This is a genomic window from Ureibacillus sinduriensis BLB-1 = JCM 15800 (assembly GCF_000772955.1).
Taxonomy (GTDB): domain Bacteria; phylum Bacillota; class Bacilli; order Bacillales_A; family Planococcaceae; genus Ureibacillus; species Ureibacillus sinduriensis.
The window spans coordinates 161,945-174,834 of record NZ_JPVO01000050.1; the positions used below are offsets into that span (position 1 = coordinate 161,945).

13 protein-coding genes are annotated in these 12,890 nt (G+C 37.3%); 2 read left to right on the forward strand and 11 right to left on the reverse strand.

The genetic code is table 11. From position 1 onward, the window contains the following. Positions 1-12 precede the first annotated feature (12 nt). The 9 genes from CD33_RS10490 to CD33_RS10530 form a co-directional block, all read right to left on the reverse strand. Complete coding sequence (locus CD33_RS10490) at positions 13-1,332, reverse strand: FtsW/RodA/SpoVE family cell cycle protein (protein ID WP_052130169.1); 1,320 nt, start codon at positions 1,330-1,332, stop codon at positions 13-15. Then, the gene (locus tag CD33_RS10495) at positions 1,322-1,738 is read right to left on the reverse strand and encodes a helix-turn-helix transcriptional regulator (RefSeq protein WP_036200634.1); all 417 of its coding nucleotides are present in this window, start codon (positions 1,736-1,738) and stop codon (positions 1,322-1,324) included. Before CD33_RS10495 ends, CD33_RS10490 begins: the two co-directional genes overlap by 11 nt. Continuing rightward, complete coding sequence (locus CD33_RS10500; RefSeq protein ID WP_052130171.1) at positions 1,723-2,274, reverse strand: sigma-70 family RNA polymerase sigma factor; 552 nt, start codon at positions 2,272-2,274, stop codon at positions 1,723-1,725. The genes CD33_RS10495 and CD33_RS10500 overlap by 16 nt, the downstream gene beginning before the upstream one ends. Before the next feature lie 146 nt (positions 2,275-2,420). Beyond that, positions 2,421-2,792, reverse strand: coding sequence for an iron chaperone (locus tag CD33_RS10505; RefSeq protein WP_036200674.1), 372 nt, complete (start codon positions 2,790-2,792; stop codon positions 2,421-2,423). Between the two features lie 97 nt (positions 2,793-2,889). Then, positions 2,890-5,490: a calcium-translocating P-type ATPase, PMCA-type gene (locus CD33_RS10510; protein ID WP_235863327.1), complete on the reverse strand. Its 2,601-nt coding sequence runs from the start codon at positions 5,488-5,490 to the stop codon at positions 2,890-2,892. A gap of 312 nt (positions 5,491-5,802) precedes the next feature. Next, on the reverse strand, positions 5,803-6,555 hold the full coding sequence (gene ytaF / locus CD33_RS10515; RefSeq protein WP_258516850.1) for a sporulation membrane protein YtaF: 753 nt from the start codon (positions 6,553-6,555) through the stop codon (positions 5,803-5,805). A gap of 150 nt (positions 6,556-6,705) precedes the next feature. After that, positions 6,706-7,035 carry a CHY zinc finger protein gene (locus CD33_RS10520; RefSeq protein WP_084591320.1) on the reverse strand — a complete coding sequence of 110 codons (330 nt, stop codon included), beginning with the start codon at positions 7,033-7,035 and terminating at the stop codon, positions 6,706-6,708. Between the two features lie 19 nt (positions 7,036-7,054). After that, on the reverse strand, positions 7,055-7,654 hold the full coding sequence (locus tag CD33_RS10525; protein WP_036200637.1) for a biotin transporter BioY: 600 nt from the start codon (positions 7,652-7,654) through the stop codon (positions 7,055-7,057). Positions 7,655-7,936: 282 nt separating this feature from the next. Further along, the gene (locus tag CD33_RS10530; RefSeq protein ID WP_036200639.1) at positions 7,937-9,112 is read right to left on the reverse strand and encodes a DUF418 domain-containing protein; all 1,176 of its coding nucleotides are present in this window, start codon (positions 9,110-9,112) and stop codon (positions 7,937-7,939) included. Positions 9,113-9,213: 101 nt separating this feature from the next. On the opposite strand from CD33_RS10530, the gene CD33_RS10535 reads away from it, so the two are divergent. Together CD33_RS10535 and CD33_RS10540 are read left to right on the forward strand one after the other, a co-directional pair. Continuing rightward, complete coding sequence (locus tag CD33_RS10535; protein WP_036200640.1) at positions 9,214-9,909, forward strand: response regulator transcription factor; 696 nt, start codon at positions 9,214-9,216, stop codon at positions 9,907-9,909. Then, positions 9,906-11,546, forward strand: a complete 1,641-nt coding sequence (locus CD33_RS10540; protein ID WP_036200641.1) for a sensor histidine kinase — start codon at positions 9,906-9,908, stop codon at positions 11,544-11,546. The genes CD33_RS10535 and CD33_RS10540 overlap by 4 nt, the downstream gene beginning before the upstream one ends. Positions 11,547-11,923: 377 nt before the next feature. On the opposite strand, the gene CD33_RS10545 is transcribed toward CD33_RS10540, so the two are convergent. Beyond that, positions 11,924-12,211, reverse strand: coding sequence for a hypothetical protein (locus CD33_RS10545; RefSeq protein ID WP_036200643.1), 288 nt, complete (start codon positions 12,209-12,211; stop codon positions 11,924-11,926). A gap of 67 nt (positions 12,212-12,278) precedes the next feature. Next, positions 12,279-12,701, reverse strand: coding sequence for a hypothetical protein (locus CD33_RS10550; RefSeq protein WP_036200645.1), 423 nt, complete (start codon positions 12,699-12,701; stop codon positions 12,279-12,281). Positions 12,702-12,890: the final 189 nt, after the last annotated feature.

The window sequence follows — 12,890 nt, forward strand, 5'->3', positions numbered from 1 at the left end:
TTAATAAGATACTTATTCATATCTTGTACTTCCGTATATTATTTTGCTACTAAAGTGTTTTCTTCTATATACACTCAAGGCTACCCCAACAATAAAAGCATTCAATACAGTTGGCATTAAGCCGTAACTCATAAACGGCAAGGGCATTGAGCTGATTGGAAGCATACCAAAGGTCATCCCTACATTATAAAATAATTGTGTCGAGAAAAGGGTTGCACATCCTATGATAAGCAACTTTCCAAAAGACTCTTTTACCGTCCGGGAAATCAGCCAAAATCGTACAAGAAAAGCTAGTAAGATCATCATGATTACCATACCGATTGCATAGCCATATGTTTGAATTAAACTTCCAAAAACAAGTGTAGTATGTGCTTCAGGAATATACTTAACATTTTCTGCACCAAACAATCCCGCACTTTTTAGTGCATTTTCTAATGTTACATAAATATAACCACTACCCGTAGCATATTCTTCAGGATTAATAAAACCCAATAGACGACTAATTTGATAAGGGGCTATGCTTCCATTCTTATAAGCAACTACATATAAAATGATGATGCCAATCGCTAGACCAATTACACTCCCACTTACAAGTAATTTCTCTTTCCGAGTAAAATTGCTTAGTAAGAAAAGAACACCAACTATGGCAATATAAATAAATAGCATTGATAAATTAGGAACTAATCCGAATAGAAAAACTGAAAAAAGAAATAAGATAGCACCCTGCCACAATTTAAATGAAGATGTACTAAGAAGAGACGCCCACGCTAATAAAAATAAAGGAATTGCCATCCAGACTTGCACATCAAAAATGCCAAAAGAAATCATCAGCTCGCCATTAACAACTTTATTCGAGAAAACAGTAAGCACATAAATCAACCCTGCACCAGCTGCATAAAACAGATATCCCATTCTTTTTAATTTTCGATAATCAATAAACATAATCACAATGGCTAATAAAAATCCGATGATTATTGAAATCACTTTGTTCTGAAGCATTGTTGTCATATTCAAATTAGCTGTTTCTAAGTATTGTTCTAGATTTAAAGCGATAATTGGCAAAAAACTAAGTAACAATGTGACGCTTAACAATGAAACTAATAACCAATCTATTTTTGGTTTATGCAATTTATTGAGGGACTTGCCAAGCGTCAGAGGACTCCCCATTTCACGTACCGCCTTTTCCTCAGCCTGTAATTCACTATATCCTCTTTCTAGCCAAGATTGTTTCGATTTTTGTATATGTTGACTTAATTCAGTCTTCACATATTCCTTCGCTTCTCTCGACCGTATTTGAGTGATTACCGTTTCTAAAAAGTGACTAATTTTCATTAGGCGTCACCTCATTCAATAAATCCTTTAATGCATTCTCTTGATTGACCCGTAGCTGCTGTTTCTGTAATAATTTCAGACCTTTTTTTGTTAGTTTATAATATTTTTCATCTTCCTCGGACCAATAGGATTCAAGAGTTCCTTGCTGTTCCTGAGTATGGAGAGTTGTATATATAATCCCTTCATTATTAAGGATGCTTTTAATTCCTCTGACATGAAGTAATTGCGTTAACTCAGAGCCTGTCTTTTCACCAGTCAGCAGTGATAGAATTACATTTGTAATGTCTGCATCCTGCAATTGTTCTATCCTTTCATTGATTTTTTGATGATGGGCATCCGTGAACTTCACCTGACCAAATGTGTGGGTGTTCATTGCCTTTTTCACCCTTTTTAATCGTTCTTCCATTGCGAATCCTCCAGCATTTTTTTTAATAGTGATTTGCCTTTGCGCAACCTTGTCTTAACGGTATTTTGATTTACCTCGAGTACAGCAGCCACCTCTTTAATTGAACACTCCTCATAATAATAAAAATAAATGACTTCTCGATATTTTATGGGCAACTGCATGATTGCGAATGCTAATTGTGCATCGTCGTCTTGTTGAATAATTGTTCGTTCTACACTGTCTCTGTCTTCTCCTATAATGAAACCGAAATTATCTGCGGTCTTCACACGCTGGTTATACCAACTTTTCAAATAATCTTTTGAATGGTTAATCGCAATTCGCCAAAGCCAAGTTTTAATGGTTGATTTACCTTTATAGGAGGGCAGCGATTTATAACATTTTACGAAAACTTCCTGGGTCAAATCTTCAGCAATTGTCTCATTATGCACATAAGCGAAGATGAGTTGTTGAATTTCTTGACCGTATGTACGCATTAATTCGTCAACTAAATCTGCATGATTCCCTGTTGTAATTGAGGATTCCACCAACTTTTCCACTTTCTCTCCTCCATTTCGACTATTAGACGAGGCCAACATATACAAAGTTTTCATATTTGAAAAATTAAAAAGTTGGCTCCTTAAAGGAAGAACCAACTTATAAAGTAATCGATATATATTGTTGTCAATACTCTTTATTTAATGATTTATTTCCGCCAAAAAGTTGTACAGTCTGCTTTGTCAATTATGTTAAACTCTATCATCTTCTCAAGTAGTTCGTAATTTACCGGTTCATTCCATCTAATTCGAAATAAACCTTTGGTCGCACTGTAGCCAGCTTGTGCAATGTCATCGGCAAAGTGCTCCATGCCAAATTCTTCAGGTGAAACACTAAGATGATGCTTGGCCGTGGAGAATCCGATGATGTATGTGCCATGCTCGGTAAACATCGGTTGATTCCATTTAAGTTCCGGTTGTAAATTGGGGAACTTCCCCAGTATCCACTCGAAAATTTCTTCTACCCGCTTCCGTTGTTGTGGTTCATCAATCTTCGTTAAATAATCGGCAAAAGCTTCTATCTCAATCCCTCTCCTCACTATAAAAAGTACCCTTTTGAACATCATATCCAAAAGGGTCGGAGCGTTGCAACCGTCAGAACACATTCAAATTTCAATATCAGTGTCGATTTTTTATAAAGAATAATCTATCCACCTGAATAATAATTAATGGGACGATCGCCAAACCATAAACCATTAATAATTGGGGGCGGCTAAGTATGGCCACTTCGAACAATCCAACTATCAAGACGGTATTTAACAATACGAATCCAATAAGAAATGCTATCCAAACTGTCAGATTCGAAAACAACCCTATTTTAAATATTGATTCATCTGAACGACAGTTAAATCCATGGAACAATCTTGATAAACATAATGTTGCAAAGGCCATTGTGCTGGCTACCATCGTGTCCCCTGTGGCCAACCCTATTTGGAAGGCAATAATGGTCACGGCTGCGATGATTACCCCTTCCATCCCTACCTGCGAGACAAACTTCCTATTTAATAACGATTCATCGACATTTCTAGGTTTGTCATCCATCAGCTTTTTATTGTGCGGCTCCAAACCAATTGCAATGGCAGGTAAACTATCTGTCAACAAGTTGATAAATAGTAAATGAACGGGTGCAAATGGAGCCGGTAATGCAAAAAGTGTGGCATAGAGAACGACCAAGATCGCTCCAGTGTTGCCTGATAATAAAAACTTAATGGCATTTTTGATATTTGCATAAAGACTTCGGCCATTTGAAATGGCTTTAACAATAGTCGAGAAGTTATCATCGGTTAAAACCATCGAAGAAGCATCTTTTGCAACTTCCGTCCCCATAATCCCCATTGCTACTCCGATATCAGCTTGCTTTAACGCCGGTCCATCGTTCACTCCATCCCCTGTCATTGCCACAACATTTCCTTTATCCTGCCATGCCTTGACGATACGTATTTTATGTTCCGGAGATACTCGGGCATACACGGAGATGTTTTGGACTTTATCCCTCAGTTCTTTGTCTGTTAAGTGTTCTATTTCTTTACCTTCGATCGCTTCTGAAGAATCTTTGAGAATCCCGATTTTTTTGGCAATTGCTGTTGCCGTAATTTTATGATCCCCTGTAATCATCACGGGTTTAATGCCAGCTTTGATACAAGCGGTCACTGCTTGTGCCGATTCTGCCCGAGGCGGATCCATCATTGCCACCAAGCCTACAAAGGTTAAATCCATTTCATCTTTTAAGCTTATACCGATCGATTTCACTTCTTTATAAGCAAAAGCAAGTACTCGTAACCCTTCATTGGAAAACTTATGATTGGCTTGTTTTATCGCTTCTATTTGCTGCTTTGTAATATTGGATACACCTTGCGCATTTTCAATCTTTACAATTCGGGACAGTAGCACATCAACCGCCCCTTTTGTAATCATGATATATCGATCGCCCACCCGGTTAACCGTACTCATTAATTTTCTTGTCGAATCAAAAGGTACTTCCCCAAACCGTTTATACATCTCGCGTATATTCAGCTCGTCCAAATTGTATTGGTTGCCCATACGTACCAAAGCTATTTCGGTTGGATCACCAATTTCCTTCTCTTCAAAGGCAACAGAATTGTTGCATAGTAAAGCTAGGTGCATCAACTTATGATGTACTTTATTATCCAACTGCAATTGATCATGCTGGATTACTTTTTCACCCACAAGTAATTTTTGAACTGTCATTTTATTTTGAGTAAGCGTCCCCGTTTTATCTGAACAAATGACTGAAATACTCCCCAAACTTTCTACTGCATGGAGCTTGCGAACAATTGCATTTTCCTTGGCCATCTTTTGTGTCCCAAAGGCAAGAACAATGGTCACAATCGAGCTTAATGCCTCCGGGATTGCCGCAACTGCCAAAGATACTGCGAACATAAATGAATCTACCAACTCACGACCACGGAGAATATCCAGTGCAAAAATTATTAAGCAAATGATAATAATCCCGATTGCTAGTCTTTTTCCAAAATCCTCAAGGCTGACTTGAAGTGGGGTTTTCTTTTCCTTTGCATTATCCAGCAAATTGGCAATCTTCCCAATCTCGGTATTCATGCCAATAGATGTTACAATAGCTTTTCCGCGACCATTTGTTACGAAACTACCGGAGAAGACCATATTTGTTTTATCTCCAAGAGCTACTTCTTGGTCATTAATTACATTCACCATCTTCTGGATCGGCAGGGATTCTCCCGTCAAGGAACTCTCGTTAATTTGCAAACTATGACTTTCGATAATACGTCCATCCGCACTAATAAAATCGCCGGCATCCAACATAAGAATATCGCCAACAACCACCTCTTTTGAGGGGATTTCAGCAACTTGTCCATCCCTTAAAACCCTTGCTATCGGGGCAGCCATTTCCTTCAAGCTATCAAGTGATTTTTCCGCTTTTATCTGTTGCACCGTCCCCAGGATGGCATTAAGGATGATAACCACCCATATAACGATGGAACTTTCTACTTCCCCTAAGAATATAGAGATCAACGCTGCTACCATCAGAATAATAACTAGAAAATCTTTAAATTGTTCAAGAAAAATAACTATCGCACTCTTTTGTTTGCTCTCACGCAGTTCATTATAGCCATATTTTTTATGCCTCGTTCGAACTTCATAATCTGTTAATCCTTGATGTGTTACATCGAGTTCATTCATTACTTTTTGTATTGGTTCCCGGTAGTATTCTGACACATTCATACAATAATCCTCCATATCCTAGTAATACGTTTTCCTTGATCACCGGCAAATGATAGTCTCAATAAAACTACTTCTGTTCCTCAAAACTCCTGAACTATTTAGCTTTGAAGTTCCTTATAGAATCCGCCTAAGAGTGAAGTACTATAAAATTATATGTAGGAGAAAGCGAAATATGAGAATATCTTTTAAAAGAATATAATTGAAAAATATGATTACAAAACTCGCTGGACAATTTAATAGGAGAGGTTAATTACAAAAAGCGCTAATTCAATTTTTTGAATCAACGCTTATGTAAACAGATAAAACCAGCTCTCATATTTTAAAAATTCCGATCAATATTAAAGCAATTCCTGGAAGGAAGGTAAGTTTCTTCACCCAATTCATGTTTCGGAAAATCAAACCTATATTAATGCCGGCCATAACAAAAATGACACTGGAAACCGTGACTACAATCGAGAATAAAATTGGAGGCAAATCTATCAAAGCCGCACCAATGCCTGCACCAAATGAATCCAGAGAAAGTGCCAATCCCAAAAATAAGGCTTCTGTGCTTCCAATAGTGCCTGAGCGATCGAAATCGGCTTCTGTCGGCTTTTTTAATATCTTGATGATAAGTCCCAATCTTTTAATCTCCAAATCAACAATTTTTATAGTGCTTTTCCGTTGTTCAGAAGTATCCTGGGAAGTCAGGAATTGATAAAGAACCCATATACCGATTGTTATAAGTATAATTCCACCTACTCTTTCAGCCGCTTCATAAGAGATGAATAATTCAATGAGCGAACCAATGCCCATTGCGGTTAATAAGACGATGAAAGTGCAGGCAAAAATGATAATAAATGATTTAACCGGTATTGTTACCTTTCGCATTCCATAAGTCAAGCCGACAGTGAAACTATCAAGACTTACTGCAATCCCCAAGAGCAGTAATGAAAGTAAGTCACTCATTTTTTTACTCCTTTCAGACGTCGCTACCCTCTTATCGTATGAATTGACTTTGAAAAGTGTCCCCTCATCCTCATCACTACTTGAATCAAATATAGTGTCGTATACAGCTATTTGCACCAGTTGCCCGACGCCGGTAAATTTGGAGTCTATTATCTAGGGCAATAGAATATGCCTACAATAGGGAAAGGTCTTATCCTCACCAAAAAAACATCGACCATTGACAGACTTCAATGATCGATGTTTTATAGTATTATCCATCCTAAATATCTATGCTTCAAAGTATAAATGCTTGTGCAGGCTACAGCCCGGGTTAAAGGAACTCTTGCAGCTAGGACATTCCGATTGGCAGTCCAGATATTCATTAATTGTAAGCTCATGTCCACAAGCTCCACATAATATCGCTTGGTGATCGAATTGATCTTTTGGCCATACTTTTGGAGCATTGCAGCCTTCCTCTTCGTGGCAGGAGAAGCAAGGATAATATGTATGGCAACAGTAAAATTTAATGGCGATCCGATCGATTTCGGAGTGATAATGCCGACAGCGTGTTTCCTTGTCAATATCAGTTCCCTTCACTTCTTGGCCATGAATCCGCATTTTGTTCTCTCCTTTGTTCCTATCGCCATCCATTACTTTTTACACTTTTGAATAATATCGGCTTGAGGCGATATCCAAAAATCCCCGCAAAGACAGCCAGTATGATATCTTTCGGCAATGGCACAACCATCCATGCCCACGCCATTTTATAGGTAAATCCCGCTGGTGCTTCAAACCAAAACTTATAGGCAGCATACATCCAATTTGTCCCAATGAGATAATTGATGGCCGTACCTACTAATGCTGCGATCACAAAACCTTTCACCGAAGGCAGTTTTCGAACAATTTCCCCGACGGCATAGGCCACAAAAATATACGAAACAATAAATCCGAAAGTAGGTGAGATGAGTGAGTCGATTCCTCCAGAGAATTTGGCGAAAACCGGCAAGCCAACCAGTCCTATAAATGCATAAAATAGCATGGCGATTGCACCGGTACGGCTGCCCAATAAAATTCCAGCCAGCAATGCAAAAAATGTTTGAAGTGTAATCGGGACTCCCCCGATAATCAAGAATGAGGAAATATTGGCTCCTATCATCATTAATATAGAGAACATTGAAATTTGCACCATTTGCAAAGTACGAGAACGATTTGTTGTTTTTTCTATTGTAGTTGTCATGCTATACCTCCCAAACCCCCATATTTAGGAATAGTATATTAAACTAGCACAACTACGTCAACCTATTTTATTTTAAGTTAACACAAGGCCATTCATTTATATAAAAAAGGCATCTCTCCTACACGAGAAATGCCAATAAAACTATTTGCTTGCCTACAAATTAGTAGAATGCCTTTCAACTTATTTCGATAATCGACTATTATTGTTATTCAAAAATACCTTACGTTTAAAAAGGTACCAAGGAACGTTCACATTATATTTTCCTCTTCATTGGGCGTCAAATTAGCTTTCCACATATTTCGGATTTACTTTCTTCACTTTTGCTTTACCGCTCCATGAAAAATTCGTCCACATCCGCAAAATCACTTCAAGTGGACCGCGCTTAAACTTCTTCAAATACATTGTACTGCCAATACATTGCAAACTATAAACTGCTAAACCAAATAATATGCCCCACAGCACCCCAAGTTCTTCATGGAAACCTAATCCGTATCCATAAAAGGTAAATGTGCAAATAACCGTTTGCAAAATATAGTTGGTTAACGATAGCTTACCAACATTTTCGAAAACATTGGACATTCTTGATAGATACGTAGTGCTATACAGCAATGCAAACAAGCTAATATATCCGATTGATAACAAAGTAGATCCGCCTTGCAGCAAAACCCCCGTCCAATTGTTTTCCACTTGGGCAAATGCTTTACAAATCAGCCCGATTGGAACAAGTATTGATCCTGCGGCATACCATTTCCGTTCTCGTTCCATGTTTTCAAACGCCCTGACTTTTGCCAAAGCCATACCGAACAAAAACATCGGCGCATAGAAGATAGGGGCAAAAATTAGCATAACCAGAATGAATAACGGCGATTCTCCGAAGCCAGGTGGAATGACATTGTTTCGGAAATCATAGATTTCAGCGTATGTTCCATTTCCAAGAACTTCATATGATTGGGCTATATATTGATCCATTTCCTGCTTTTCTTCCCCAGTTGGTTCCATATATCCATATCCTAATGCGGTAATTATGACAAATAAAACAACTCCCCAAATAAGAAGCGTTTTAGGCTTTCGATTAATGAATACGATTAGGAATAGCATGATAACCCCATAAAATAGCAGAATATCTCCATCCCATAAGTAGGTTGTATGCAACAAGCCCATTACAATTAATCCAATGCTGCGGCGAACAATATGCCAACGACTTTTCCCGCCTCTTTTCCTAATCGACTCTACCAACTTAATGAGAGAATACCCAAAAACTAATGTAAAAATCGGCATGGCCGATCCTTCGACTACCACTTTTACAAACTTTAACGCAAACCCGTCAGTTGCAGACAATGAATCCAGATAATCTTTACCAAACATGCCATATTGGAATATAAGTAAATTGGCAAGAAGAATTCCCAGTAAACTGAACCCCCTTAAGCCATCGATGAAATACACTCTTTTTGACTCCATTTTTTTACTCCTTTATGGTAATTTATAAATATATTGTATCATTGGTATCTTATGTAAATATGATAAGTACCTTATGATAACCTTAAAAGTAGGTGGCCATTTTGATAAATGCATCAATATTCGTCTTGGAGGACGAACGTGCAATTGCTGATATGATTGAGATTATTTTAAGGAAGGAGGGCTTTCAGCAGATTCAGCTTTGCGAAAATGTCCGGGACGCTTCCAGTTTAATAAATAAGAACAAATATGACTTTTATTTATTGGATGTTATGCTTCCCGATGGGAGTGGGCTTGATGTCGCTTCGACGATCCGGAAACAAAGCAATGCCCCGATTTTCTTCTTAACTGCCAAGAGTAGCGATGCCGACAAACTTCGAGGCTTTATGAATGGTGCGGATGATTATATTACAAAACCCTTTAATCCACTAGAACTTGTTGCAAGGGTTAAAGTGCAGTTAAGCCGTTATTTAATGCAGGCAACACCTAAAAAAAATGTATATCGATTCGAACGTTTTACATTTGATGTTGAGGCTGCTGAACTAATGGTAGACGGCAAACGGGAAATCATTAGTGGGAGACTTTTCCACTTATTGACGTATCTATGCGAAAATGCTGGGCAGGTGTTGTCGAAGGATAAGATTTATGAACAGGTATGGGAGGATTTTTTGTTTGACGATAATACAGTAATGGTACATATCCGGAAACTCCGCGAGAAAATTGAGAAAGACCCAAGTAAGCCAAAATTTATAGTCACGGTGCGTGGAGTTGGCTATAAGCTCGTCGGTGATCCACAATGAAATCTTCCGGGAAACTAACCTTCCGATTCATTTTATATTTTGTCGTTTTTTACCTATTAATCATTATCGGTACAATTGGAAGCATCCTTTATTTTTTCTTCTATCTTTTTGATAAAGTCGGCAATGATATTCATACGCTGGATCCGTTCGAGATGGAGAGTGAAGTATTAAAAACCGAAGATGGATATCAGCTATCCGACTCATTAATTGAACAGGCGATCGAAAATAGTGGGCAAGTTTACTTGCTGAATAACCAAATGAAAGTACTGGATTATTCCGGTGAAACCTGCGAAGTTTGTTCAATGACAAAAGAGGAAATCGTACAGTTCGATAAAAAAGGGCTGCACACGTGGAAACTTCCTAATCACTATTTGCTGTTTATACCGAAGTCGCCACTCGAGCCCATATTCGTCGAAGTATACAAAAGTTGGACCGAAACAGGGAGTATTCCCCCTTCATTTAAACAAGAGATGGAAAAACAAAGTATATCAATCGAACTTTATGATGAAAGATGGAAGCGGAATATCGTTTGGGGTGAGAAAAAGCAGCTCCTGCATTTACCAGATATTCTTGCCAACAATTCGGATATTTTTGAACAGAAAGAATGGATAGAAGCCAAAACATTGGCAGATGGAACAACCTTTGTTGCCCGTATGCCGAACAAACTTTATAAACCATTTGAAGAACCATTAAATCGAGGCATTGTACTCTTCATTATATTCTTTACAATCTTCCATATATTCCTGCTGATTGTTATCATTTCTCTCTCTCTTGGCATCTCCAATCGTTTCGTTAGACCGATTGTTTACATCCTATCGCGTATTGAAAGAATTGCACGATTTGACTACAAGAAGACCTTTGATAGAAAAGTCCATCATAATAAGTCAGGGAAATTGAAACGGAAATTTAAATTATTTCAACCTATTGATGATTCGATTAATCATCTAGCAGACCGCCTCGCCTATAATGAGCGTCAATTGAAGCGTGCCGAACAACTTCGCGAGGAATGGATTACAGGGCTTTCACATGATTTGAAAACACCACTAAGTTCAATTTATGGCTATTCCACAATGCTTGCTTCAAATGACTATAATTGGTCGATTGATGAAATGCGCGCTTTTGCAAAAATCATGCAAGAAAAAGCAAATTATATGGACGCCCTAATTCAAGATCTGACCTTTACGTATCTGTTAAAAAATAAAGCAATAGAACTAAATAAGGAAAGTGTCAATTTAAGGGATTGGTTGCAAGCGTTTCAGGATGAACAAGTTTCTGTGTATTCAAGCAGAGATGTCGTGATCCAGGCGGATAAATTATTATTACAACGCGTTGTCGAGAATATTGTCAGCAATGCAAAAAATCATACGCCAGCCGGGACGCCAATCGAAATTAAAGCAGTCAATGAAGCACAAAGTATAGTGTTGAGTATCACTGATAGTGGACAAGGCATTCCCCAAGCGGATTTGGATAATTTATTTGATCGGTATTACCGGGGTACCAACACAACCGATGATATAAAGGGGACCGGGCTAGGCTTGGCAATAGCAAAACAATTAATCGATCTTCACAATGCAAAAATCATCGTCAATTCGGATAAGCATGGGACAGTTTTCAGTATTATATTTGACAAGAAATAGCTTCATTAATTAGGAAATGACATTGATGCAGTTTCCGAATCTACCCATAATAAGAAGGGACGCTTATTCCCTTACTACCTTCATGTTGTAGAAAAATCTGGTTTTTAACAAAAGGTATAATAAAGGTTATCTAATAAATAGAAGGGCGAGGGCTATGATCATAGTAACCTTTGCCCCTATTTTTTGACTAAAGTTCTATTTATTTGTTGCCACCTGGAAAGATTTCATTTGCCTTAAAGTAAATGCTTCTAATAATTCCAATGACGAGAATAAAGTTGGAAACAAAAACTACACTAAACTATAGATAAGTTAATTTAATAACGCCTTCTTATTCAACAATCGCGCCCATTAATTGAATAAACTAAGCTGGTATCAAACTAATAAAATACTGTCTTTTTTACTTCTAATTGAGGATTCCTAATTAATTTCGCTTTAGCAATCCCTCTTTTAAATCTTACATTGTTTAACCATTCAACAAGTGCATTTGCGTCATAGTTAGGGTGAATTCTTTTACCATTTTCTAAAGCCCAATATTCTATATTCTTTTCTTCATCAAAAATCCACTCTATAAAGTCCCCCTGAATACAGTTTATCTTCCTTCCTACTTTGGATGAACAAGAAATATATTGAATAAAATCGTCACCAAAGTCGATTTTAATAATCATAAGATTTTCAACTCCTTAAAAATCATTACTTTCTATTTCATATATGCACCCAATTGTCGAATGAATATTAAATTTTTTCTTGATATATTTCTAATTTTTTCGGTTTATAGTTTAAAGGTATTTTAAATTCCTGAAGGTTTTCTATATGATTTAAAAAATCTTCTATATTACCATAATCCATCGACCATTCTGATACCTCTAACTTTTTCAATTCATCTGTTGGTTCTAATAAGCATTCGCAGTGTAGTTGTTCAATGTGTGAATAATTATCTTCTTCATAAATTGTGAACTGACGTACAAAGTCAAAAAGAAATAGATCTTCTCCAGAATAATTATAAACACCACATTGAAATAAAATTTCTTTATCCTCTTCCCCCTCAACTGTTTCTCTACAAAAAGCTTTAAAGGTTTCCCAAGCACTTTTTATATCATCGGTATCTTCACTAATCAGATTTTTTAGGTAACTTTCAGCATTCCTAACCGTAAGCATTAAAACACCTCCAATATTATTATGTAATTATGCTTAATAAACTAAACTGACCTTTCGTATTGAATATTCCTTCACAATATCTTTTAAATCTTATTCAACAATCTGGCCCGATTGCTGAAAAAAAGTACAATTCTATTCAAGAAGGTAGTGACCCCTTAAAGTTAGAGTTTTTATTATGTAGCTAATTGG